General features: G+C 64.4%; 24 protein-coding genes. 14 read left to right on the plus strand and 10 right to left on the minus strand.

Annotated elements, in window-relative coordinates; all coding sequences use genetic code 11:
* The first annotated feature begins 8 nt into the window (after positions 1-8).
* Positions 9-1,454, plus strand: coding sequence for a DNA double-strand break repair protein Mre11 (gene mre11, locus ACJYUO_RS03280; protein WP_494343977.1), 1,446 nt, complete (start codon positions 9-11; stop codon positions 1,452-1,454).
* A complete protein-coding gene (gene rad50, locus ACJYUO_RS03285) occupies positions 1,451-4,138 on the plus strand; it encodes a DNA double-strand break repair ATPase Rad50 (protein ID WP_494343978.1) in 2,688 nt (895 codons plus the stop codon). The genes mre11 and rad50 overlap by 4 nt, the downstream gene beginning before the upstream one ends.
* A 35-nt stretch (positions 4,139-4,173) precedes the next feature.
* Here rad50 and ACJYUO_RS03290 read toward each other — a convergent pair whose 3' ends face one another.
* Genes ACJYUO_RS03290 through ACJYUO_RS03300 form a run of 3 tightly spaced genes read right to left on the minus strand, consistent with a single transcriptional unit; the run spans position 4,174 to position 5,373 of the window.
* Positions 4,174-4,635, minus strand: a complete 462-nt coding sequence (locus ACJYUO_RS03290) for a DUF7346 family protein (RefSeq protein ID WP_494343979.1) — start codon at positions 4,633-4,635, stop codon at positions 4,174-4,176.
* A complete protein-coding gene (locus tag ACJYUO_RS03295) occupies positions 4,632-5,138 on the minus strand; it encodes a DUF7322 domain-containing protein (protein ID WP_494343980.1) in 507 nt (168 codons plus the stop codon). Before ACJYUO_RS03295 ends, ACJYUO_RS03290 begins: the two co-directional genes overlap by 4 nt.
* A 49-nt stretch (positions 5,139-5,187) precedes the next feature.
* Positions 5,188-5,373, minus strand: coding sequence for a DUF7331 family protein (locus ACJYUO_RS03300; RefSeq protein ID WP_193364770.1), 186 nt, complete (start codon positions 5,371-5,373; stop codon positions 5,188-5,190).
* A gap of 203 nt (positions 5,374-5,576) precedes the next feature.
* Between ACJYUO_RS03300 and ACJYUO_RS03305 the strand changes: the two genes are divergently transcribed.
* The 7 genes from ACJYUO_RS03305 to ACJYUO_RS03335 all read left to right on the plus strand — a co-directional run bounded on the left by ACJYUO_RS03305 (position 5,577) and on the right by ACJYUO_RS03335 (position 13,293).
* On the plus strand, positions 5,577-8,315 hold the full coding sequence (locus ACJYUO_RS03305; protein WP_494343981.1) for a DNA-directed DNA polymerase: 2,739 nt from the start codon (positions 5,577-5,579) through the stop codon (positions 8,313-8,315).
* Positions 8,316-8,511: 196 nt separating this feature from the next.
* The gene (locus tag ACJYUO_RS03310; protein WP_494343982.1) at positions 8,512-9,420 is read left to right on the plus strand and encodes an ABC transporter ATP-binding protein; all 909 of its coding nucleotides are present in this window, start codon (positions 8,512-8,514) and stop codon (positions 9,418-9,420) included.
* A 60-nt stretch (positions 9,421-9,480) separates the two neighbouring features.
* Positions 9,481-10,911, plus strand: a complete 1,431-nt coding sequence (gene sufB / locus ACJYUO_RS03315; RefSeq protein ID WP_006181959.1) for a Fe-S cluster assembly protein SufB — start codon at positions 9,481-9,483, stop codon at positions 10,909-10,911.
* Position 10,912: 1 nt separating this feature from the next.
* Positions 10,913-12,133, plus strand: coding sequence for a Fe-S cluster assembly protein SufD (gene sufD, locus ACJYUO_RS03320; protein WP_494343983.1), 1,221 nt, complete (start codon positions 10,913-10,915; stop codon positions 12,131-12,133).
* Positions 12,134-12,233: 100 nt separating this feature from the next.
* Positions 12,234-12,728, plus strand: coding sequence for a ferritin-like domain-containing protein (locus tag ACJYUO_RS03325; protein ID WP_494343984.1), 495 nt, complete (start codon positions 12,234-12,236; stop codon positions 12,726-12,728).
* On the plus strand, positions 12,725-12,862 hold the full coding sequence (locus ACJYUO_RS03330; RefSeq protein ID WP_494343985.1) for a hypothetical protein: 138 nt from the start codon (positions 12,725-12,727) through the stop codon (positions 12,860-12,862). The genes ACJYUO_RS03325 and ACJYUO_RS03330 overlap by 4 nt, the downstream gene beginning before the upstream one ends.
* Positions 12,859-13,293 carry a metal-dependent transcriptional regulator gene (locus ACJYUO_RS03335; RefSeq protein ID WP_494343986.1) on the plus strand — a complete coding sequence of 145 codons (435 nt, stop codon included), beginning with the start codon at positions 12,859-12,861 and terminating at the stop codon, positions 13,291-13,293. The genes ACJYUO_RS03330 and ACJYUO_RS03335 overlap by 4 nt, the downstream gene beginning before the upstream one ends.
* Before the next feature lie 3 nt (positions 13,294-13,296).
* On the opposite strand, the gene ACJYUO_RS03340 is transcribed toward ACJYUO_RS03335, so the two are convergent.
* From ACJYUO_RS03340 to ACJYUO_RS03350, 3 genes are all read right to left on the minus strand, one after another.
* Entirely contained in the window at positions 13,297-15,129 is a 1,833-nt protein-coding gene (locus ACJYUO_RS03340; RefSeq protein ID WP_494343987.1) for a phospholipase D-like domain-containing protein, read from the minus strand.
* 90 nt (positions 15,130-15,219) lie between these two features.
* Positions 15,220-16,581, minus strand: coding sequence for a HEAT repeat domain-containing protein (locus ACJYUO_RS03345; RefSeq protein ID WP_494343988.1), 1,362 nt, complete (start codon positions 16,579-16,581; stop codon positions 15,220-15,222).
* 66 nt (positions 16,582-16,647) lie between these two features.
* Entirely contained in the window at positions 16,648-17,373 is a 726-nt protein-coding gene (locus ACJYUO_RS03350; RefSeq protein ID WP_494343989.1) for a protein sorting system archaetidylserine synthase, read from the minus strand.
* Between the two features lie 109 nt (positions 17,374-17,482).
* Here ACJYUO_RS03350 and ACJYUO_RS03355 point away from each other — a divergent pair, with 109 nt between their 5' ends.
* Both ACJYUO_RS03355 and ACJYUO_RS03360 read left to right on the plus strand, forming a co-directional pair.
* Positions 17,483-17,917, plus strand: a complete 435-nt coding sequence (locus tag ACJYUO_RS03355; RefSeq protein WP_494343990.1) for a cupredoxin domain-containing protein — start codon at positions 17,483-17,485, stop codon at positions 17,915-17,917.
* 112 nt (positions 17,918-18,029) lie between these two features.
* Complete coding sequence (locus tag ACJYUO_RS03360) at positions 18,030-18,335, plus strand: putative quinol monooxygenase (protein WP_494343991.1); 306 nt, start codon at positions 18,030-18,032, stop codon at positions 18,333-18,335.
* Between the two features lie 140 nt (positions 18,336-18,475).
* Here the strand turns inward: ACJYUO_RS03360 and ACJYUO_RS03365 are convergent, their stop codons facing one another.
* The 4 genes from ACJYUO_RS03365 to ACJYUO_RS03380 are packed head-to-tail and all read right to left on the minus strand — an operon-like array spanning position 18,476 to position 21,147.
* Positions 18,476-19,117 carry a 30S ribosomal protein S3ae gene (locus ACJYUO_RS03365; protein WP_494343992.1) on the minus strand — a complete coding sequence of 214 codons (642 nt, stop codon included), beginning with the start codon at positions 19,115-19,117 and terminating at the stop codon, positions 18,476-18,478.
* Positions 19,114-19,440 (minus strand): KEOPS complex subunit Pcc1, encoded by a 327-nt coding sequence (locus ACJYUO_RS03370; protein WP_494343993.1) that lies wholly within the window; start codon positions 19,438-19,440, stop codon positions 19,114-19,116. Before ACJYUO_RS03370 ends, ACJYUO_RS03365 begins: the two co-directional genes overlap by 4 nt.
* A complete protein-coding gene (locus ACJYUO_RS03375; RefSeq protein ID WP_494343994.1) occupies positions 19,437-20,669 on the minus strand; it encodes an exonuclease in 1,233 nt (410 codons plus the stop codon). The genes ACJYUO_RS03370 and ACJYUO_RS03375 overlap by 4 nt, the downstream gene beginning before the upstream one ends.
* A 4-nt stretch (positions 20,670-20,673) precedes the next feature.
* A complete protein-coding gene (locus ACJYUO_RS03380; RefSeq protein ID WP_494343995.1) occupies positions 20,674-21,147 on the minus strand; it encodes a 30S ribosomal protein S15 in 474 nt (157 codons plus the stop codon).
* 363 nt (positions 21,148-21,510) lie between these two features.
* Here ACJYUO_RS03380 and ACJYUO_RS03385 point away from each other — a divergent pair, with 363 nt between their 5' ends.
* From ACJYUO_RS03385 to ACJYUO_RS03395, 3 genes are all read left to right on the plus strand, one after another.
* Positions 21,511-21,978, plus strand: a complete 468-nt coding sequence (locus ACJYUO_RS03385) for a DUF5793 family protein (protein WP_494343996.1) — start codon at positions 21,511-21,513, stop codon at positions 21,976-21,978.
* Between the two features lie 105 nt (positions 21,979-22,083).
* The gene (locus tag ACJYUO_RS03390) at positions 22,084-23,256 is read left to right on the plus strand and encodes an ABC transporter ATP-binding protein (RefSeq protein WP_494343997.1); all 1,173 of its coding nucleotides are present in this window, start codon (positions 22,084-22,086) and stop codon (positions 23,254-23,256) included.
* Positions 23,257-23,386: 130 nt separating this feature from the next.
* Positions 23,387-24,028 carry a DUF998 domain-containing protein gene (locus ACJYUO_RS03395; protein WP_494343998.1) on the plus strand — a complete coding sequence of 214 codons (642 nt, stop codon included), beginning with the start codon at positions 23,387-23,389 and terminating at the stop codon, positions 24,026-24,028.
* Positions 24,029-24,063 lie beyond the last annotated feature (35 nt).

Here is a 24,063-nt window from a genome sequence, read left to right on the forward strand (position 1 = left end):
ACTGGCCAATGACGCGGGTACTACACACGGGCGATACCCACCTCGGGTACCAGCAGTACAATTCGCCCGAGCGACGACAGGACTTCCTCGAGGCGTTCCGGACCGTCGTCGAGGACGCGGTCGCGGATGACGTCGACGCAGTGGTCCACGCCGGCGACCTCTTTCACGACCGCCGGCCGGGACTGGTCGACCTACAGGGGACCGTCGACATCCTCCGAGTTCTCGCAGAGACCGACATCCCCTTTCTGGCCGTCGTCGGCAACCACGAGTCGAAACGCGACGCCCAGTGGCTCGATCTCTTCGCGGATCTCGGACTGGCGACCCGACTCGGTGCTGAGCCCGTCGTCGTCGATGATGTCGCCCTCTACGGGCTGGACTTCGTCCCCCGCTCTCGCCGGGACGATCTGACCTACGATTTCGACCCCGTCCCAGGCGAGGCGGCGTACGCAACGCTGGTGAGCCACGGCCTCTTCGACCCCTTCGCGCACGCGGACTGGGACACCGAGACCGTCCTCGCGGAGTCGACGGTCGACTTCGACGCCGTCCTGCTGGGGGACAACCACAAACCGGACACCGCGGAGGTACGCGACACGTGGGTTACCTACTGTGGCTCGACCGAGCGCGCGAGCGCCAGCGAGCGCGAGGACCGGGGCTACAACCTCGTCGATTTCGCGGACGACGAGGTCGCGATCAGCCGCCGGGGACTCTCCGCGACCCGGGAGTTCGTCTTCGTCGACGCCGACCTCGCGGAGGGCGAAGGCGTCGACCGCGTGCAGGAACGCGTCCGCCAGCACGACCTCGAGGGCGCGGTCGTCATCGTCACCGTCGAGGGCGAGGGCCGTCCCATCGCGCCGGCCGCGATCGAGGAACTCGCGATCGACCGCGGGGCGCTCGTCGCCCGCGTCAACGATCGTCGCGACCTGCCGGACGAAGACGAGGACGTGTCGGTCAGCTTCGCGAACCCGGACGACGCTGTCCGCGAGCGGGTCCGCGAGATGGGGCTCAGCAACGCCGCACTCGAGATCGACGAGACAGTTCGGAGCGGCGACCTCGCGGATTCGAACGTTCGCGAGTCGGTCGAACGGCGGGTGCGCGACCTGCTCGAGGACGACGAGTCGTCGTTCGAACCCGCGCCCGAACGGGAACCGGGCGACGAGGACGTGACGACGGTTGCCGATCAACTCGCAGACGAGAACGGGGCGGCAGACACGGCAACAGCCGAGTCGACCGACTCGGCAGCCGCGGATAGCGACGCCGATACGGCGGCCGCGACGAACGGAGGGGAAATTGAAGCCGAAGCGGCCGCCGATGCGGGCGACAGCGCGACCGCCGACACCGGCAACGCCGCACCCGGCGATGGCGACAGTGACGCCGCCGAGACCGACGAAACTACTGATGGCGACGCCGATGCCGACGCTGACGCCGATACCGCGTCGCTGGGTGATTTCGCGTGAAAGTCGACCGCGTTCGGCTGCTGAACTTCAAGTGCTACGGCGACGCCGACCTTACACTCGAGAACGGGGTCACCGTCGTCCACGGCGTCAACGGCAGCGGGAAGTCGACGCTGCTCGAGGCGGTCTTCTTCGCGCTCTACGGCTCGAAGGCCCTGGACGACCGCACGCTCGACGACGTGATCACGACCGGCGAGGAGGAAGCGGAGGTCGAACTGTGGTTCACCCACGACGACTGCGAATACCACGTCGAACGCCGGCTCAAACTCCGGGGCGACCGCGCGACCACGACGAAGTGTGTCCTCGAGACGCCGACCGAGACGATCGAGGGCGCCCGCGACGTACGCCGGGAGGTGACCGAACTCCTGCGGATGGACGCCGATGCCTTCGTCAACTGCGCGTACGTCCGGCAGGGCGAGGTCAACAAGCTCATTCACGCCTCGCCGAGCGACCGGCAGGACATGATCGACGACCTGCTCCAACTCGGCGCGCTCGAGGACTACCGCGAGCGCGCCAGCGAGGCGCGACTCGGCGTCAAAACGGTGCTCGACGGCCAGCGCGAAGTCCTCGAGGACGTCCGCAACCAAGTCGAGCAGAAAGAAGCGAAGGACCTCCACGAGCGGCTGAACAGCCTCGAGTCCCGCCGCGCCGACGTCGCGGAGAAGATCGACAATTACGAAACGCAACGCAAGCAGGCCGAAGAAACCCTCGAGACGGCCGAAGACGTCCTCGAGCGCCACGCGGAGACCCGCGAGGAGATCGAGACGCTCGAAGACGAGATCGAGGCGCTTCGATCGAAAATTTCCGAGACGAAGCGCAAGCGCGAGAACGCGACCGACGAGATCAGCCGGATCCGCGACCGGCGCGAGGAACTCGCGGACGAACGCGCCGAGTTGCTCGCGGAGACCGATCTCGAGGCCACGGACCCCGACGCGGAAGCGGTCGAGGAACGAATCGCCGCCCTCGAGGCTCGCGACGAGGAACTCCGGGACGACCTCGAGGACGTTCGCGTGACGATCACGGAAGGGACCAACGAGATCGACCGTCTTCGGTCCGAGGCCGACGACCTCGACGACCGAGCCGAGACGGCTCGCGAAGAGGCCGACGAACTCGATGCGCAACTCGAGGCCGACGAGGAAACGATCGCGGAGCGCGAGTCGAAACTCGAGGACCTCGATGAGCAGATCACGGACGCGCGGGCGGCGTTCGACGACGCGTCGATCGCCTTCGGCGAGGCCGAGTCACGGCTCGAGGAACTCGAGGCCGAGCGCGAGGACGTGGTCTCGGCAATCAACGATCTCACCGCTGATATTCGGACCGCCGAGAATGCGATCGAGGAGGGCGAACGGCTGCTCGAGGAGGGCAAGTGTCCCGAGTGCGGCCAACCGGTCGAGGAGTCGCCTCACGTCGACGTACTCGATGACCGTCGGGAGGAACTCGTCGACCTCGAGGAACGTCGGGCGGAACTCGAGGCCGAACGCGACGAGATCGACGAGCGACTCGACCACGTCGAGGACCTACGGGAAGCCGAGCGGACGGTCGACCGACTCGAGGAGAACCGCGACAACATCGAGCAACTGCTCGCGGAGAAACGCGAGACACTTGCCGATCGGCGCGACCAGCGCGACCAGCTCCGAGAGGACGCTGACGAGTACGAAACCGAAGCCGAGGAAAAGCGAGCGACGGCGGACGACCGCGAGGCAGCAGTCGACGACGCACGGGCCGAACTCGGCGAGATCAACACCGAACGCGGGGAGATCAAGCAGACTCTCGAGTCCCTCGAACGCAGTTCGGAAATCGCCGACGAGCGGACGAGCCTCGAGAGCGAGATCGAGACCCTTCGCGAGCGACGGCAGGACTGGGAGACGATGAACGACGAGCGCCGGGAGGGGCTCTCCGAAAAGCGCGATCGCAAGCGCGACCTCGAGTCGGAGTTCGACGAGGAACGGGTCGAAACCGCACGCGAGGACAAGCAAAACGCCGAAGAATATCTCGAGCAGGTCGACGACAAACTCGAGGAACTCGAGGACCAACGCAACGGCGTCCAGAACGCGATCGGTGCCGTCGAGAACGAACTCGAGGAACTCGAGCGCCTCCGCGAGCGCCGCGAGCGCCTCGAGGGTCGCTGTGAACGTCTCGAGTCGCTGTACGACGAGGCTGAGACGCTCCAGACAACGTACGGAGAGTTGCGGGCGGAACTGCGCCAGCGCAACGTCGAGACCCTCGAACGGTTGCTCAACGAGACGTTCGATCTCGTCTATCAGAACGACTCCTACGCGGCGATCGATCTCGACGGCGACTACCGGCTAACGGTCTACCAGAAAGACGGTGAAGCCCTCGAGCCCGAACAGCTCTCCGGCGGCGAGCGGGCGCTGTTCAACCTCAGCCTGCGGTGTGCTATCTATCGGCTGCTCGCCGAGGGCGTGGAGGGAACCGCGCCGATGCCGCCGCTGATCTTAGACGAGCCGACGGTCTTCCTCGATTCGGGCCACATCACCCAACTCGTCTCGTTGATCGAATCGATGCGCAACGACTTCGGCGTCGAACAGATCGTCGTCGTCAGCCACGACGAGGAACTCGTCGGCGCGGCCGACTCGCTCGTCCGGGTCGAAAAAGACGCCACCTCGAACCGCTCGCGACTCGAGCGCGGCGAGCCGCCGGAAGCGGAACTGCTCGCCTCGGACTGAAAACTCGTCTTTCGGTCAGTTCGGCCGGCTCGCTCTCAGGAGTCCCTCGTCGCCGTCTCGTCCGTCGCCTCGAGGCTCGGCCGAATCGTCTCGAGTGCGGTCTCGCAGTCCTCGGTGAGCCGGTAGCCGCGTTCGCCGGCGATCTCCGTCTCCTCGAGCAGTCCGGCGGCGGTGAGGACCGTCAGCCGGCCGTGAAGGTCGCTCTCGCAGAAGTCGTAGCCGTCGAGGAGGGTCCGGACACCGAGCGGGCCGCGTTCTGCAAGTTCGACCAACAGGCCGAGCGTCTCCTCGTCGTGGACGTTGGTCAGCAGCGTCAAAACCGGGTCGCCGACGCTTCGAGCGGCTGTCTCGAGGGGCGACTCCTCGTTGACGACCTCGAGGCGGTCGTTTTGAATGTAACACTCGTTGCCGTTTTCGGGATCGCGCACGAGACTCGCGCTGTCCGATCGCTTGAGAAGGAGGTATCGTCTGCCGGTGTCGTCCTGAACAGATTTCATGAATGAGTCGGGTCGTCTGCTGTGTTCGATTCGTCCGCCGGGACCGTTTCGATCGCGGTCTCGGATTCGTCCGTCTGCTCCGAGTCGGTCGGCGGGTCCGTCTCGAAGGCGGTGTGTTGGTACTGCCAATATCGCCGAGCGGCGAACCCGCTCAGTACGAGTCCGATAACGAGCAGCCACCCGCCCGTCGTCGTGTCACCCTCGAAGAGCAAGAACAGAACGCCGAGTGCAAGAGCCAGCAGCGCGCCGTTGATCACGATAATGAGCACCCAGAACGCCTCGAGGAGGTCGTTCGGGGCGTCGGTTTCGTCGGTTGTCACTGCCGGTACGTCGACGGAGTTCGTGTACGACTCCTCGTCGGCCTCGGTGGCGAGGTCCTCCGTGTCGACGCTCGGAATCGTCAGTGAATCGTCGTCCGGATCTTCGAAGGCGTCCTCGGGATCGTCGTAGGGATCGTCGGGCTCCCAGTCCTCGGACTCGTCTTCGAACGGGTCGAACACCACGTTCGGCGGAAGGGCGACCGACAGGAAAAGTGTTCGCGTTTCGACGGCGTTAGGCTAACTCCGCGAGCGTGAGCGTCTGGGAGGTCTCCACCCACGCGAGCGGGTTCTCGGCGTCATAGAAGACCACGCCGTCTTCGGTCTCGTAGGACTCGATCGTTGCGGTCCCCGCGGGCTCGCTACTCGGTTCGCTCGAATCCGTCGCGTCGTCGTTCACATGGGTGGACACATCGATCACCTGATTCCGTGCTATGTGTTACCAAGTTATATGTCTTGTTGCTCCCGCAAGCCGTCGGGGCCGAATAAAATATCACATTAAATATGGATAATTGGGGCCCGCGTCCCAGTACCGGCGATCAGGGCGGGTGACGGCAGTGTGGAATCGATCACGCAGGCGGGGATTGCAGGGGTTTTTATCCGCCGACTGCGAATCTCGGTATCATGACTGAGGCGGGCCAGACCGGACTCGCGGCGTTCGGCGGCGACTCCGACGAGAGCGACGATCGGCCGGCGGAAGAGGCGGCTGCCGTCGCCGGCAACGGCGGATCGAACGCCGCGGACGTGATCGATGTCGTCGAGGAGACGCTGCCCGAGCCCGAGGGCGACCTCGAGCTCGCGGTGATGCAAGTCGACTACACGATCGCCGGCTACGGCGACGAGGAACGACCGATCATGCACGTCTTCGGGCGCACCCCCGAGGGCGAACTCGAGCACGTCCAGGTGGTCGGGTTCAAACCGTATTTCTACGCGCCGACGGACACGCTCGAGCGGCCGCCCGAGGAACAGTACGACCGACTGACGGGGAGCCGAGAGGTCGGCGAAGACGGCGAGCCCTACGAGAGCATTCGCGGCGAGAAGCTCACGAAAATCTTCGGCCAGACGCCGCGGGATGTCGGGCAGGTGCGCGACGACTTCGAGCACTACGAGGCCGACATTCTGTTCCCGAACCGGTTCCTGATCGACAAGGACATCCGCAGCGGGCTTCGAGTACCGGAGCGACGCGCCGACGACGACTCGCTTGTCGTCCCCCACGACGAGGTCGAATCGGCCGCTGTCGACGCCGACCCCCGCGTCAACACGTTCGACATCGAGGTCGACGACCGGAACGGCTTCCCCGAGGACGGCGAGGAACCGATCGTCTGTCTCACCAGCCACGACTCCTATCGCGACGAGTACATCATGTGGCTCTACAAGGCCCCGATCGGCGACGGCGAGATCCCGGCCGAAATCGACGACTACGACCCCATCGAGGGCGCGATCGACCACGACGTTCGAGCCTTCGAGGACGAAGAAGCCATGCTCGAGGCCTTCATCGAGTACATCGACGAGACCGATCCCGACATCCTCACGGGCTGGAACTTCGAGGACTTCGACGCGCCCTATTTCCTCGACCGCCTCGAGGAACTCGACGGTCCCCACCACGAGTACGACCTCTCGATCGACCGACTCTCCCGTGTCGACGAGGTCTGGCGGAGCAACTGGGGCGGCCCCGACATCAAGGGCCGCATCGTCTTTGACCTGTTGTATGCCTACCAGCGGACGGTCTTCTCCGAACTCGATTCCTACCGGCTCGACGCGGTCGGCGAAGCGGAACTCGGCGTCGGGAAGGAGCGCTACGCCGGCGACATCGGGGACCTCTGGGAGGGCGACCCCACCCGGCTGCTCGAGTACAACCTCCGGGACGTGGAACTCTGCGTCGAACTCGACCGCCAACAGGAGATCGTCACCTTCTGGGACGAGGTGCGCTCGTTCGTCGGCTGCAAACTCGAGGACGCCCCCACCCCCGGAGATGCGGTGGACATGTACGTCCTCCACGAGGCCTACGGGCGGTTCGCGCTGCCGTCGAAGGGTCAACAGGAGGCCGGCGAGGAGTACGAGGGCGGCGCGGTGTTCGAGCCGATCACGGGCGTCAAGGAGAACGTCACCGTGCTGGACCTGAAGTCGCTGTATCCGATGTGTATGGTGACGGTCAACGCCTCGCCCGAGACGCGGGTCGATCCGGACGAGTACGACGGCGAGACGTTCGTCGCGCCGACCCAGCCCGAACCGACCCACTTCCGGAAGGAGCCCGACGGCGTCATGCGGGAGATGATCAACGAACTGCTGTCCGAACGCGAGGAGAAGAAGTCCCAGCGCAACGAGTACGAACCCGGCACCAGGGAGTACGAGCAGTACGACCGACAGCAGGGAGCTGTCAAGGTTATCATGAATTCTCTCTACGGGGTGTCTGGATGGGAACAATTCCGCTTATATGATAAGGATGCAGCAGCCGCAATTACCGCCACCGGCCGTGAAGTGATCGAATTCACCGATACCGCCGCAGGTGAACTAGATTATCAGGTCGCGTATGGTGACACGGATAGTGTCATGCTCGAGCTCGGCCCCGACGTGTCGAAAGAAGAGGCCCTCGAGCAGTCTTTCGAGATTGAAGAGTATATCAACGGCCGGTACGACGACTTCGCGCGCGAGGATCTGAACGCCGAGGATCACCGCTTTCAGATCGAGTTCGAGAAACTCTACCGGCGGTTCTTCCAAGCCGGCAAGAAGAAGCGATACGCCGGCCACATCACGTGGAAAGAGGGCAAAGACGTCAACAACGTCGACATCGTCGGCTTCGAGTATCAGCGCTCGGATATCGCCCCGATCACCAAGGAGGTCCAACACCGCGTCATCGAGATGATCGTCCGCGAGGGCGACGTCGAAGGGGCAAAGGAGTACGTCAACGGCGTCATCGAAGACGTCCTCGAGGGGGAAATCTCGCTCGAGGACATCGCGATCCCGGGCGGGATCGGCAAGCGACTGGACAACTACGACACCGACACGGCACAGGTTCGGGGCGCGAAGTACGCCAACCTCCTGTTGGGAACCAACTTCCAGCGCGGGAGCAAGCCGAAGCGACTCTACCTCGACCGTGTCGATCCGTCGTTCTTCGAGCGACTCGAGGAAGAGGAAGGGTTCGACGCCCGCACGGACCCGCTCTACGGCGCGTTCAAGCGCGATCCCGACGTTATCTGCTTCGAGTACGAAGACCAGATCCCCGAGGCGTTCGACGTCGACTACGACAAGATGCTCGAGAAGACGCTGCAGGGCCCGATCGAGCGGATCCTCGAGGCGCTTGGGATCTCGTGGGAAGAAGTGAAGAGCGGACAGGAGCAGAAGGGCTTAGACAGCTTCATGTAGGCTCTTATGTCCCCCGAGGAGTTAGAGTCTTCAAATAGCTGCGGTTTGAGTGACCGAAAATCGCTATCAAAGGGACCCGCTCGAACACAACACGAGTTTTTCTTTTAGAAAATTATTTTGCTAATGTGGGACCGTATCCAATTGGATACGAAACCGTTATCAGTCATACGACCCTCCCCTTAGGTGAGCGAATACTATGGCACGTCTCGAACTAAACAACCTGCACGCGGAAGTAGCGGAGGGCGACGAGAAGATCCTCGAGGGCGTCAATCTCGAGGTCCAGTCGGGCGAGATCCACGCCCTGATGGGACCGAACGGCTCCGGGAAGTCGACGACCGCGAAGGTTATCGCCGGTCACCCGGCCTACGAGGTCACCGACGGTGAGGTTCTGCTTCACCTCGAGGACGAGGAGTTCGGCGAGGATATCGAGATCGACGAGGACCAGCGCACGTGGAACCTGCTGGACCTCGAACCCAACGAGCGCGCTGCGCTCGGTATCTTCCTCGGCTTCCAGTATCCGGCCGAGATCGAGGGCGTCACGATGACGAACTTCCTCCGCACGGCGCTCAACGCCAAGATCGAAGAGCGCGAGGAGCTCTTCGAGGACGAGGAAGACGAGGCTGAAGCCGAGGACGAAGAAGGCTTCGAGAACTCGCCGATGGAAGGCCCCGCGGACGAGGGCGACGTCGGCGTCGCCGAGTTCCAGCAGATCCTCCAGGAAAAGATGGAGCAACTGGACATGGACGAGAAGTTCGCCCAACGCTATCTCAACGCCGGCTTCTCCGGCGGGGAGAAAAAGCAAAACGAAGTGCTGCAGGCCGCTATCCTCGAGCCCTCGGTCGCCGTCCTCGACGAGATCGACTCCGGGCTCGACATCGACCGACTGCAGGACGTCTCCAGCGGGATCAACGCACTGCGCGACGAGCAGGGCACCGGGATCCTTCAGATCACCCACTACCAGCGTATCCTCGACTACGTCGAGCCCGATCACGTCCACGTGATGCTCGACGGCCAGATCGCCAAGAGCGGCGGTCCCGAGCTCGCCGAGGAGCTCGAGGACAAGGGGTACGATTGGGTCCGCGAAGAGGTCTACGGCACCGCGTAACCGGATTCGACTAGAACAACCGTAATAACGCTACAGCCGTAAACACAACTACATCAAACAATGAGTTCCGATCAAGACCACCTAAAAGAGACAGACACTGAGGCCCGGTTCGAGTTCAAGAAAGAGGAGAACTCCGCCGTCAGATCCGGCAAAGGCCTGACCGAAGAGGTCATCCGCATGATCTCCGAGGACAAGGACGAGCCCGACTGGATGCTCGAGCGGCGTCTCCGTGCACTCGAGCAGTATCACAACATGCCGATGCCGTCCGACTGGCCCGGCATGCCCGATCTCTCCGAACTGGACGTCGAGGAGATCATTCCCTATATCCGACCGGACGTCGACAAGCGCGAAGGCGTCGACGACTGGACGGAACTGCCCGACGAGATTCAGGACACGTTCGACAAGCTCGGCATTCCGGAAGCGGAGAAAAACGCCCTCTCGGGCGTCGGTGCCCAGTACGAGTCCGAGGTCGTCTACCAGAACATGCAAGAGCAGTGGGAGGAGAAAGGCGTCATCTTCTGTAACATGGATGAGGCCGTTCGCGAACATCCCGAGCTCGTCAAAGAGCACTTCATGACGACCTGCGTGCCGCCGAGCGACAACAAGTTCGCCGCCTTGCACGGGGCCGTCTGGTCCGGCGGGTCGTTCGTCTACGTCCCAGAAGACGTTACTGTCGAGATGCCGGTTCAGGCCTACTTCCGGATGAACTCCGAAGGGATGGGCCAGTTCGAGCACACGCTCATCATCGCCGAGGAAGGCTCGGAAGTCCACTACATCGAGGGCTGTTCGGCACCGAAGTACGGCACCCACAACCTCCACAGCGGCGGCGTCGAGGTTTTCGTCGGCGAAGACGCTCACGTTCAGTACTCGACTGTGCAGAACTGGTCGAAGAACACGTTCAACCTGAACACCAAGCGCGCCATCTGCGAAGAGAACGGCACGATGGAGTGGGTCTCGGGCAGTATGGGCTCGAAAGTGACCATGCTCTACCCGTGTACGATCCTCAAGGGTCGTGGCTCGACCGACACCCACATCACCATCGCCCTGGCGGGCGAAGGGCAGGACATCGACACCGGCGCGAAGGTCTACCACAACGCGCCCGAGACGAGTTCGACCATCGAGTCCAAGTCGATCTCCAAGGACGGCGGCCGTACCAACTACCGCGGCCTCGTCCACATCGCAGACGGTGCCGAGAACGCGAGCACCGCCGTCGAATGCGACGCGCTGATGTTCGACAACGAGTCCACGTCGGACACCATGCCGTACATGGAAATCGAGGAGTCGAAGGTCGACGTCGCACACGAGGCGACCGTCGGCAAGATTGGCGACGAAGACATCTTCTATCTGCAGAGCCGCGGTCTGGACGACGACGACGCCAAGAAGATGATCGTCGCCGGCTTCATCGAGCCGATCACGGAGGAACTGCCGATCGAGTACGCGGTCGAACTCAACCGTCTCATCGAACTCGAGATGGAGGGGAGCCTCGGATAATATGAGCGCCGGAACACAGGTACACGCCAATCTGACCGAAGAACAGGTACGCGAAATCAGCGAGGACCTCGACGAGCCCGAGTGGCTCTTAGAGACCCGACTCGAGGCCCTCGCGGCCCTCGAGGAGCTCGAGATGCCGGATGTCATCCGGACACCGGGTCGGGACTGGACGAACCTCCACGAACTCGACTTCGAGTCGCTGGTGGACCCGCTAAACGCGGCCGAGAACAAGGATCAAGTCGGTCCCGACGAGGCCGACGTGCTCTCGTGGGCAGAGGCCGTCGACGAGCACGAGGAGCTCCTGAAAGAGCACTTCGGCAGCATCGTCGATCCCCAGGAGAACTACCTGACGGCACTCTCGACGGCGCTGTTTAGCACCGGGACGGTCATCTACGTTCCCGAAGGCGTCGACGCCGAGGACATCGCCATCCGAACCGAGCAGAACTCCCGCTCGCTGTTTAACTACACCCTCGTCGTCACCGAGGAATCGTCCTCGGTCACGATTCTCGAGCGCCAGTCGACCGGTTCGGAAGCCGACGAGCAGTACTACAGCGGCATCGTCGAAGTCGCCGCCGGCGAGAACAGCTACGTCCAGTACGGCAGCCTCCAGAACCTCTCGGAGGAGGCCTACAACTTCACCGTCAAGCGCGGCGTCACCGACACCTACGCCACGATCGACTGGATCGAGGGCAACCTCGGGACCCAGCTGACCAAGACCGAGGTTTCGACGGAGCTTCGCGGCGACTCCTCGGAGACCCAGATCGTCGGGGCCTTCTACGGCCACAACGACCAGCACTTCGACCTCGACGCGAAGGTCTGGCACCGCGCCGAGCACACGACCGCCGATCTCGTCACCCGCGGCGTCACCGACGACATCGCCCGCTCGGTCTACGAGGGCGTCCAAGACGTCGGCTCCGATGCGTGGGACACCAGCTCCTACCAGCGCGAGAACACGCTGATGCTTAGCGACGAGAGCGAGGCCGACGCCTCCCCGAAGCTGATCATCAACAACCACGACACCGAGGCCAGCCACTCCGCGACGGTCGGCCAGATCGACCAGGAGGACCTGTTCTACATGACCTCCCGCGGTGTCGACCCACGATCCGCGCGGAACATGCTCGTCGAGGGCTTCTTCGTGCCCGTCCTCGAGGAAGTCGACGTCGACGAACTCCGCGACGATCTCACGGACCTGATCGACGCGCGGCTGCGCCAGCGCGACTAACCGCTGTCGCCGCTGTCGAATCCGATTCAAGCGCCGTTTCTCGCGTTTTCGCTGTCCGTGCTCCGAGACGACTAAGTAACAGCGGCTCTCTTGTGGTGATATGAGTCTGGGACAGCGTGTCTCGAGCGACCACCAGTTGACCCGATTGCTACAGATCGGGGTCGTGCTGGAGGAACTCGTCGAGTCACGCGCCGCCCACCACATCGACTCGCTCCCGCCGGCGGAGCGAGCGGACTTCGACGAGGAGGTGGAAGAGTTGCTCGCGGAAGCCGCCGCGGAGTCGGCCGAACACCGCGAGCGACTCGAGGCGCTGATCGACGATCTCGAGGCCGAAACAGTCGGATACGAGGAAATCAACGCACTGGTCGACGCCCAGTACGGGCCACCAGAGGATACGGACGGGGTCCTCTACGATCAGTTAGCGAACGAGGAGACGGCCTACAAGTTCTACGACGACCTGATCGAGGCAATCGAGGCCTCCGATTCGGAGTTCGCCGTCGATCGCGACCGGCTGCTCGAGACCCTCTCTGACATCCGCGAGGAGGAAAAGGAGGGTGTCGAGGAAGTGACCGATATCATGGAGCACAGAGCATGATCGGGGCGACGGCCACCGCGGCGGGCGCGGCCGTCGACGGTGATACAGTCGAGACGCGCACCGATTCCCGGGTTCGGGCACACCGGCGAGGGACCGACGCAGCACGCAACGCGACCGACGGAGGGACGCTATGAACACCGCAGATCAATATCTCAAGGCGATCTATCTGGCGCAACGAATCGAGGACGGTCCCGCATCGACCGGCACGCTCGCGGACTTACTCGAGGTAAGCCCGGCGAGCGTCAACGAGATGATCGGGAAACTCGAGGACCGCGAGCTCGTCGACCACGAGAAGTATAAGGGAGCCAGCCTGACCGACGAGGGACTCGAGCGCGCCCACAACGCGCTACAGACCTACTGTATCATCGAGCGGTTCCTCGCGAACGTCCTCGAAGTCGAGGAGTTCCGCGACGAGGCTCGCGCACTCGAGAGCGTCATCGACGACACGGTCGCCGAACGGCTGGATACGATTATCGACCGGCCAGACCAGTGTCCCGACTGTTTCGACGCCGAGCAGGACTGCTGTGAACTGCTCGAACTCGAAGCCAGCGGTCACGCGGACTGAGACTTACTTTTTGTTTCCGGATCCCGGCCTGACCGGATCGATGTCCCCGTTCTCGGGGCGGTCGCCGAATCGAATGTAGCGACGCCCGACGAGCGTGGCGGCCGCGAGGGCGACGGCAACCGCCACGGCTAGCCCGACTGGGAACGACCAGGAGTCGCCCGACCAGTCGGCCTCGAACACGTCGGCGTAGTAGCTCCCCACCTCGTCCCCGTAAAGCGCGACGAGCACCTCGCGGTTGTTCTCGAGGGAGTTCGAATTCCAGTTTGCGCTCCCGACGACCGCGATTTTGCGATCGATCACGACGCCCTTGGCGTGGATCTTCTCGAACCGGTCGGTGTCTTCGACGAGTCGGACCTCGAGTGGGATGTCTTCTCGATCGGCAAGACGTTCGAGGTCGGCCGCCAGCGCCTCGTTCTCGTCGGCGTTGTACCACGCCGAGCCGAGCAGGATTCGGACGTCGACGCCGCGGCGTGCCGCCGCGAGCGTCTCCTCGAGCACCGAGACGTCGGCGGCGATACTGGGCTGGATAACGAGGATTTCGTCGTCAGCGCCGGCCAGTAACTCCTGTAACCGCCGGTCGGCGTTGTCCGGCGCGAGCAGGAGTTCGGCCGACTCGACGGGAATCGTCACCGCCTCGTGATTCGTCGGGAACTCGGACCGTGAGTCGGCGCTTGTAAAGTCTTGATTCTCCTCCTCGACGAACGAGGTGGTCGTACGATAGCTCTCTCCGGACACCGTATCCCGACCCTCGAAGTCGGCGTGAAAGACGGTTGCGAGGTCGGCTGCGAGAGTCTCGTCCGCAAACTGGACGCCCCAGCCGCGGCTGCTCTCGCCGCCGATACCTGATGGCTTCCAATTCTCGCTGGTGACCAGTATGCGGTCGTCGGCGACGGCGTATTTGGGATGGTGGTACCGGTAGCGTGCGGCCTCCCCGCCGATAGCTCGCACCTCGACGCCGCCTGCCTCGAGCGTCTCGATGACACCCTTGGTCGGTGCCGGGGTCCCGCCAACCGGACTCGCCTCGAGGAGCACCCTGACGTCGACGCCGCGCTCGGCCGCGGCGACGAGGTCGGCGGCGATCGCTTCGGAGGTCAGAGTGTAGCCGGCCAGCAGGAGCCGGTCGTCGGCGTTTCGAATCGTTTCTCGCGGGATCTCCGGGCTATCGGGGAGGACGAACGCCGTGGCGTCGTCGACTTCGCTGCTCGAGACGGGGAGACAGGTCGCGTCTCGCGGCCACCATTGGCCCTGTGTCGGCTGCTCATCGCCGTCACTGGCGGTTCGGTACCACTGTTCTGCAGTCGGCGCGCGCTCATAAGAGACCGAATCGATCGTGGCCGTCGCATTTCGCAGTTGGAGGTCGTCGCCGTCGGTCGCGAGTTGGAGATGTCCCTCGAGTTCGAGGACCGGCGCGTCGGTCAGCGTCCGCGTGACGTTCGGAGCCGTGCTTACCGCGACACGTCCGGAGACCGTCTCGTTCGGCAGTGTCGCCGTCGTGTGACCGTCGGTGAGGGTGACGTTCTCGAGTCGGGTTTCGGGCGGCGTCTCGAGGACGGCGAACTCGCCGACGTTTTCGTCGGTCGTCGGGTTCAGGTAGAGGCCGACGATCTGCGGTCGTGTCGGAGAGTCGCTGTCGTTCGCGTCCCCGTCGGCCGCTCGAGTCGGACAGGCGAGGGCAGCGCCGGCAGCCGGACTCGAGTTCGGTTCTGCGATCGCTCGAGTGGCCGGCCGATCACCTACCGCTGTCCCGTGGCCGACCGCAAAGCCCGCCAGTACTGCGGTACTACAGAGGAGACAACAGGCGAAGACGGCGACGAGGGCGGCCCGCCGGACGTGCATCGCTCCCTCTGGCCGTCTATCGGTACTTAAAATGTCGGAGCAAGGTGATCGGCTCGAATCGGTCTGGGATGGGTTTCGACGATCCGTTCGTCAGGCCGCGGGCTCGAGGTCGGCGTTCTCGGCTTCGGCTTGGACGAGATACGCGCGATCGTCGTCGTAGTCGGCGACGATCGCGAGGGCGTCTTGGGTGCCGATTCGATTGAGCGCCCACGCGGCGCTGGCCCGGACGCGGTCGGAGTCGTCGTCTTCGAGAACGTCCGCGAGCGGGTCGATGGCGCGGGTATCGCCGATCAGGCCGAGCGCGCGGGCGGCCCAACTGCGAACGTCGGCCTCGTCGGCGACGAGCTGTTGGGCGATCGGCTCGACCGCCTCTGTGGCACCGATCTCGCCGAGCGCGCGGAACGCGGGCTGTTGGAGGTTCGGGTTCGAGTCGACGTAATCAACCAGCGTCTCGACGATCTCCTCGGTCTCGACGCCGATCTTCCCGAGGATACGCATTGCGGCCTGATCGCGGCGGTTTGCTTTCTGCAACATCGCGTCGATGGCCGGCTCCGCACTGGAACCCATGCGCTCGAGGGACTCCAGACAGTGTTCCTCCATGAAATCGGAGTCGAAGGTATCGAGCGCGAGCAGGATCTGATCGACGTTGCCCTGTTTCTCGTGGACCTTGAGCGCGTGCCACTCCGGTGGGAAGTCTTTGACGTGATCGAGCACGTCGTAGTAGCCCTCGCGGCGGAGCTGTTCGCGGATCTCGAGGTCGGTCCATTCGGTCGCGTCGTCGATATCGCTCTCGAGATCGTCGGTGGCCTCGAGTAAGCCGGCAATCGTCTCCGCGTCGTCGTCAGCGTCGAGAGCAGCGTCCTCGACCGCTTCGACTGCGTCGTCGAGGGTCGCGTCCAACTGGTCGGGAACCGTCTCGCCCTCGTTGACCAGCGTGACCGAACTTCCGAGCAGGTCGTTCAGGTCGTCGAGGAAGTCGTCGACCGCTTCGATCAGTTCGGCGTTGCCCTCCTCGGTCCAGCGGGTGCCCGTGATCGTCCCGCTCGCGCCGTCAATCTCGTCCACGACGTCTTCCCCGTAGGGACCGCGCTGGTCCTCGAGGTCTGACTCGAGATCGGAGAGGTCGCTCTCAATCTCGTCGTACTCGTCCTGCAGTTCCTCTTCGGGCGCGGGTACCTCGTCTTCCTCCTCCTCTTCTTCGTCGGTCTGGGGCGGCTCCGGTATCTCGACGCTCTCGAGTTCGGTGCGGAACGAATCGAGATCGGCCTCGACGACGTCGAGGTCGTCTTCGGTCTCGGCCGCTTCGAGGTTCGACTCGAGCCCCTCGAGATCGGCGGCGAGTGCCTCGAGCCGTTCGCGGATGGCCTCGAGATCGGCCGACTGTTCCTGTTCCGCCTCGTCCGCTTCCCCGTCGGCGGCCGCGTCGTCACCGGTCGTCTCGTCCTCGCTCATAGTCCCACCTCGGGACGACGCCGACGCGTGACAGTGTACATACTCTACGGTCGTGTCAGCACGGCCCTAAGCGTTTCCATGCACGTCGACCTCGCCGGTCCGCTCGGCGTCGCCCCAGTAGAGCCATGGGCTGAGTGCCATGTAGGCGAGTCCGAGCGTCAGGAGGGCGTAGGGAAACGTTCGGCCGACAACGTTCGGGAGGAGGATCGCGAGCGCGTGGACGACGCCCATGATTCCGGCGTCTCTGGCCAGCAGGTCGGGGTACTGGATCCGCGAGACCATTAGGTAACAGAACGCGCCGGTGACTGCGAGTACGAGCACCGGCTGGGTCTCGCCCGCGAGGATAGCCGCGCCCAAAACGGTCGCGGCCAGCGTCGTCTGGACGCCCTCGGTGTGACTGCCGGAGATGTCGTAGGCGGTGTACATCCCCAGCCGGGTGACGGCCATCGCGACGAACAGCGCACAGACCGCGGTCACGACCAGCAGTACGGGGCTGATCGCGTCGAATCCGACCTCGAGGCCGTCGGTGACGACCACGAAAGAGAGCACTGCGGGGGCGACAGCGAAGGAGGCAACATCGGCGAGCGAATCGAGATACGGGCCGGCGTCGGTGCCGCCGTAGCGGCGCGCGAGGATGCCGTCGAGGCCGTCCGCGATCGCCGCCAGCAGGATGAGTCGAGCGGCGAGCTCGATATCGACGACCGCGACGACGACCGCGACGAACCCCAGCGCGGCGTTTGCGATCGTCACCGCGTCGGCGACACCGAGCCGACCGGCGAACCGGGGGAGCATATGCCCGGATTCGACGGGGAGCTACCTTACGTGTTTTCGTTTCTACGGGGTCGCCGTTTTCGAGAACTGAACCGGGGCGGTTATACCGTGACTCTCCTAACGATCACGTATGCAACGGCGCGTCTATCTCGCCGCCGTCGGAACCGCCGCATCGGCCACTCTGGCGGGGTGTTCGTCCGTGCTCGGCGCGTTCGACGACGAGTCCTGCAGCGGTGCGGACTGTTATATCGGGATGAGTCGCACCGAGTTTACCCCCGAGAGCTACGAAGTCTCGGTTGGCGACACGGTCGTCTGGAAGAACACGAGCGAGGCCTATCATACCGTTACGGCCTACGAGAGCCAGATTCCGGACGAGGCCGAGTACTTCGCGTCCGGCGGCTACGAGAGCCAGTCGGCCGCCTACGACGCGTGGGACGACCACGGCGGCGAACTCGAGACGCGCGATACGTACGAACACACCTTCGAGGTCCCGGGCACCTACGACTACTTCTGTATCCCCCACGAGCGAGCCCAGATGGTCGGCAAAATCGTCGTCACCGAGTAACGGCCGGCGCATTGTCGTCGCCGTCTGCGGCGTATCGGTTCGCCACATCGCGCTGTGACTCGAGTCCGGCAGGGCCACGTTTATGCCTCGAGGGGCGTATTTTACCGCCGTAATGATCGTTATTCACGCGCGTTTTCCGCTCGATCCCGATCGCCGCGACGACGCCCTCGAGTTGATCGACGATCTCGTCACCAAGTCCCAGACGGAAGACGGCGTGATCGACTACCGAGCTACGACGGACGTCTCCGATCCGAATCTCGTCCGCTTCTTCGAGCAGTACGAAGACGAGGACGCGTTCGCCGAACACGGCCAGACAGAGCACTTCCGAGAGTTCGCGGCGGCGCTCCCGGAACTCCTCGCCGGCGATCCCGATGTCACGAAGTTCGATGTCGAGTCGGCCGAAGATGTCGAACTCTGAACCCAGAGTCCATCCCACTACCGAGAGGTCGTTTTTGGACTGTCTCGCGTTCGGAGCCGCGGCTCCCTGATCGCTAGCGCTGAACTGCCGCAAAATATCGAAACGGGTCGCGAGGAAATTCGAACGAACTCGCCGTCGATTCAGTCGCTCGTCGCGACGTCTTCGTCGTCGACATCGACCGCGGTCGCTTCCTCTTCGGCGACTTCCTCGGGGTGGGCCTCGAGGGTAGTCTTCTGGATCTCGACGCGGCGCAGCGGGTAGATCGTCTTGGCCTCGCCGTAGATGGCGGAGGAGAGACGACCCTCGACGACGCTGTCGACGAGTTCCTCGAAGGAGCGCTCCTCGGCGGCTTCCTCGATCATCTGAACCATCTGTTCGCGGATGGCCTTCTCCTGGCTCGCGTCGGCCTTTTTCGTCGTGAAGGCGACGGGCTGGATCTGGACGCGGTAGTCGTCCGTCGTGAGGACGGTGACGTAGGCCTCGATCTTGGATGCACCGCGTCGAACGAGCGAACGCAGGTAGTCCCGCGTCAGCGAGTGTTCGACGAATTCGGTGTAGGCGCTGTCGCTGCCCACGTCCGTGATCTTGAAGGTGAGCTTCGTGTTGTTCTCGCTTGCGTTGTTGTTGAGTTCGCCGAGCGTCGTCTCGAGCGTTCGGCCGTAGACTTTCTCCGGTTCGTCAGCGGGGGTTTCGCCGAGTTCCTGGCGGTCGAACTGCTCGGGTGCCAGAACGGTGTACCACCGCTTTTCCTGTTTCGCACGTGAAACTGATCGTTCACTCATTGTGTTGTGTCGTGTTGTGAGTCGCTGTCGGACACAGGTCCCGTGTCCGTCGGTTCGTCGCGCTGTCCGGGTCGTCCCTGCTCGACGATGTCGATCGCGACCTCGAGGTTGACGACGTAGTCGTCGACCGTCGACTGGAGCCCGCTGGTCGCCTCGCGGTCGATCCGCGTGACGATCGTGGCTGTGTGGTCGTCGCCTGCCGTCGCGTCGCTCCCGTCGCGCTCGACGGTCGTCGTCATCTCGTCGGTGTTGTCGGGGCTAAGCGCCCGCGCGAGGAGTGCTGCATCGTCGTGTTCCGTCCTGATCGTCGCGCGCCGGCTCATAGCAGGCCCCTCACTGCCGCGATAATCGTCGATTCGTCCACGTCCGGGTCGTATCGAAGGTAACCGCGCCGATGGCCGATGTCGTACTCGATGCCGGTGTCGGTCTCGGACCCGTCGTCCGCTTCTGGGTCCGACGCTGCCGCAGTGTCCGCGAGTTCGCGAGCGACTCCCTCGACGGTCGCGCCGAGGGAACCGGCCTCGCGAGTCGCGATGGCGGCCTCGCCGTCGGAAACGGCGAGGACGGTCGGTTCCGGTGACCTGGTGGCCGCCGCGACCTGTGCGACCGCTTCGACAGGACCGTCGTCGATTCCGACGACGAACACCCCGTCGTAGCGACCGGTCGACGCTGACTCGAGGGCCCCGTGAGCGCGGCGTCCGTACTCGCGCCACGCCTCGAGTGCGAGCTCGCGAACGTCGTGGCCAATCGCGAGTGCCGTCCCCGTTCCGGGGTCGGTTCGTGCCAGCGCCTCGAGCACGTCGGCGAAGCCGCCGAGCGTCGCGAAGGGGGAATCGGGCGTGGCGTCGGGCCGCAGCGCCCGGCCGATCGTCTCCGCGGCGGCGTCGGTGGCCTCGTCCGCACCGACGGCGTCGAGTGCGACGAGCGAGCCGATCGCGCGATGATCCTCCGCGTCGAGCGCGTCGGGATCGTCGGCGTCGGCGTCCGAAAGCGCCTCGCGGGCCGCGTCAGGATCGCCCGACCACGGCGCGCGAAGGCGCGTCGAGTAGGCGAGCCCGTCGATCGGGTCAGCGGTCGGTACCGCGACACCCGGTCGCCGCTCGAGGAGTCCGCGTTCGCGTGCGGTCTCGAGAAGCCACTCGCTCTCGCCCGCACCCGGATCGCCGCCGCTGGCGACGAAACCGGCGAGTGCGAGCAGCGGATCCGGCGTCGCACCGAGTTCGCGGACGAGGTCGACGGCGTCGAGTGCTGCGGGTCGGTCCGTCGCCTCGAGTTCGAGGATGTGCTCGCCGTCGGCAGCCGCGTCGGCGGCACCGAGGACGATCGTCACATCGCCGTCGTTGGTCGGCGCTCGAACGCGCTCGGATCGTTCCGCGACCGTCCGTCCGACGGTCACCTGAAACGGCGTCTCGCGCTCGGCGAGGGCGCTCGCGAGGAGGCCACTCGCCGCGAGTGCGTCACCGTCAGCGCGGGCGACGATTCGGACGAAGCCGGCGCTCTCGAGTGCGCTCGTGGCGGACACCGGCTCGGCGGATCGACCCTCGGTGGACATCTACTTATTCGGCGTCTTCGATGAGTTCTTGGGCGAACTCGGGCGTGTACGTGAAGTCCGGCTCGAGTTCGTCGCCGCGGTAGTAGTCCGCGAGGCGTCGAACTTTCGCTTCGGTGTTCTGCAGGGCGCGCTTGTTCTGGTGGTCCTGCTGGTTCTGCTGCATGTGTTCGCGCAGGCGCACTGCTCGTTCCATCAGGTTCCAGAGGTCCTCAGGGATGTCCGCTCGCGCGTCGTTTTCCTCGAGGATCTCGGTTATTTTCTTTCCGGTCGCCAGCTTGACGTCCGGAACGGGCGTGCCGGTGACGCCTTCGTCACGTAGCTTCATCCCGATCTGACTCGGTTCGTGGCCCTGCTCTGCTAGTTCGACGACCCGATCTTCGATGTCTTCGGGGTCGACGTCGCTCCACTCCGGCGGTTCGTCTGCCGACGGCTTGTCCGAACCGGACGAGCCGCGACGGCGGGTGTGCATTCGTGCCATTGTTGAGGATAGGAATCGCACTGACCGCTCGTATACTGTCAATCGACAGTATCGGCTCTCTGCACTTCCGCAATCCCAAGCCACCCGAAAGAGTGGGTGACACAGTCAGATTTGCGGCCGTGCGCTTCCCACCGGCTTTTCCCTCGTCGGGGACTAAAGGGTTTCTACATCGCCGGCGCCGCCGATTCCCGCTCGAGTACCGATCAGACGACACGTCCCGACGCGAGTGGGCTTCTCGGGAGAGCCGATCCGGTATCCGGCTGGCTAATCTGCTGCTGAGATGACAGCTTGTGGAACTGTTCTGTCCGATGAGTGATCGTGCGTTACGTTCATACCGCGGGAGTCCGAAGTTACCGGTACGGAATGAGGCGCGAGCACTTCACGTTAGACGTCACCAATATCGACTGGGTCGAAACCGGCGGTGAACCCGAAAAGCCCGCGGTATCGATCGATTTCACCGGCCCGGCGACGATGCTCCGCGAGCGCCTCACTGGTCCCGGCGGAGACGTTCTCGAGGCGAGCGAAACCGACGTGGCCCTCCGACTACAGGGGCCACTCGGGGACGACACCACGGGGGTAGTGAGCGTGACCAACCGCGTCACCGGCGAATTCATCCTCGAGCTCAACGAAGACGCCGCGGATGTCCTCCAGTTTATCCGGGCAGCGCGGGGCTACGGCGAGGACGCCGCCGACGAGGGCCGGTACGAGGTCGAACTCACGCTCGACGGCGAGCCGTTCGTCACCTACGACAAACGGACCTTCCTCGTCTACGACGACGAGGGGAGCCTGCTCCGCCAGCACAGCCTGATCCCAAGCGGGGTCGAACTGTAACCTCCGCGCGCCGGGATTTTCTACTGAGCGGGACCGGACCGGCAGCTATAAGTGTTTTAGGGTTGCCTAAATCGAACGTATACCGGCAGACGCCGGAGTTGATTCATGGCGAACGGACAGCTACTCACGACGGCGGTCGAGGACGAACCCCGGGAACCGACGGGCGCGGAGACGGTTCTGGAACTCGACGGCGTCGCGAAACGATTCGGCAGCGAGGACGTCATCGGCGACCTCTCGCTGTCCGTTCGCGACGGTGAGATCCTGACGCTGCTCGGCCCGTCGGGCTGTGGGAAGACCACGACGCTGCGTCTGATCGCCGGCCTCGAGAGACCGAACGCCGGGACGGTCACGCTGCAAGACGAGACCGTCGCCGGCGACGGACGCTTCGTCCCGCCGGAGGAACGCGGCGTCGGCGTCGTCTTTCAGGATTTCGCGCTGTTCCCGCACCTGACCGCCCACGAGAACGTCGCCTTTGGCCTCAAAGACTGGGACGAGGTCGACCGCGAGGACCGCGTCGACGAACTCCTCGAACTCGTCGGGCTCGCGGACCACGGCGCGGACTATCCGGACGAACTCTCCGGCGGCCAGCAACAGCGGATCGCGCTCGCGCGGTCGCTGGCTCCCGAACCGGAGATGCTCCTGCTCGACGAACCCTTCTCGAACTTGGACGTCGACCTGCGCGTCGAGATGCGCGAGGAGGTCCGCCGGATCATCAAGGAAACCGGCGTCACCGCCATCTCCGTCACGCACGATCAGGAGGAGGCGCTGTCGATCTCCGATCGGGTCGCCGTGATGAACGACGGCGACATCGAGCAGATCGACACTCCCCAACAGGTCTTCCAGCAGCCCGAATCACGGTTCGTCGCAGGCTTTCTCGGCCACGCCAGTTTCCTCTCGGGCGAGGTCCGCGACGATCACGTCGACACCGCACTCGGCCACGTGTTCCGCGACGATGTTCACGGGCTGGCCCACCAGTACGACGGCAGCGTCGTCGACCTCCTGGTGCGCCCGGACGACGTGACGGCCTTCCCCACCGACGGACCAGAGGCCGACGGGCGCGTCGTCTATCGACGATACCTCGGCCCGACAGTCCTCTATCGCGTGGAACTTGACAGCGGCGAGACCATCGCCTGCATGCACAACCACTCCGACCGCATCGACCTAGACGAACGCGTCGGCGTCCGCGTCACCGCGGATCACGAACTGGCGTGGTTCCCCGCGGATCACCGTGACGGCGTCGACGCGAATACGGACGTGCCCCCTGCCGGCGCTGACTAACCGCTTCGGCCGCCGCTGGCCTCTCCGGAGAGTCAGTACGATGCCCTTCTCTCCCCCGCTGCCGGCCCAGCCCTATCGAATCAGTGTTCCGAACAGTTACGTTGATATACGGGGCACCGCGAGCCAGCGTATGGCTGACTGGCGGCACATCGCGACGTACTGTGGGATCGCCAGCCCGATCGTCTCGCTTGGCGCGATCGTGCTCGCGACGATCGCCGCCCCGACCGAGACGTTCACGTGGCAGGGGCGGGCCCTCTCGGATATGGGTCGCTACGGCGCGTCGACGTTCCCGCTGTTCAACGGCGGGCTGATCGCAGGCGGGCTGCTCGGGCTCCCGTTTGGCTGGCGGCTGTGGATCGCGAGCCGGAACACCCTCGAACGCCTCGGCACACTGTTGCTCGGGCTCACCGTCGTCGGGATGATCGGCGTGGGCGTCTTCTTCCTCGAGCATACGGTCGTCTACCTCGAGACGAGCCTGCACGGCCTCGCGGCGCTTTCGGTGTTCGGCGTGGCCCCGTTCGCGGCGTGGATCTACGGCTCCGGAGCGGTCCTTGCCGGCGACGGTCGGCTCGCGGTGGCGTCGTTCTGGCTCGGAAACGTCCATCCCGTCGCCTGGTTGGTGTGGGTGCTGTCGATCGGTGGCGTCGACACCAGCACGTGGTTTGCCGTGCCCGAATTCGTCGCCGCCGTCGCCATCGGTGGCTGGACCCTGCTGCTCGCGGTCACGCTTCTCCGTCGGGACGACGGCGAACTGGCCGCACCGAACCGCTGACGATCTCGGCCGGTTTTGCGACTCTCGGCCACACA

It is taken from the genome of Natrinema sp. CRL1 (assembly GCF_059162405.1).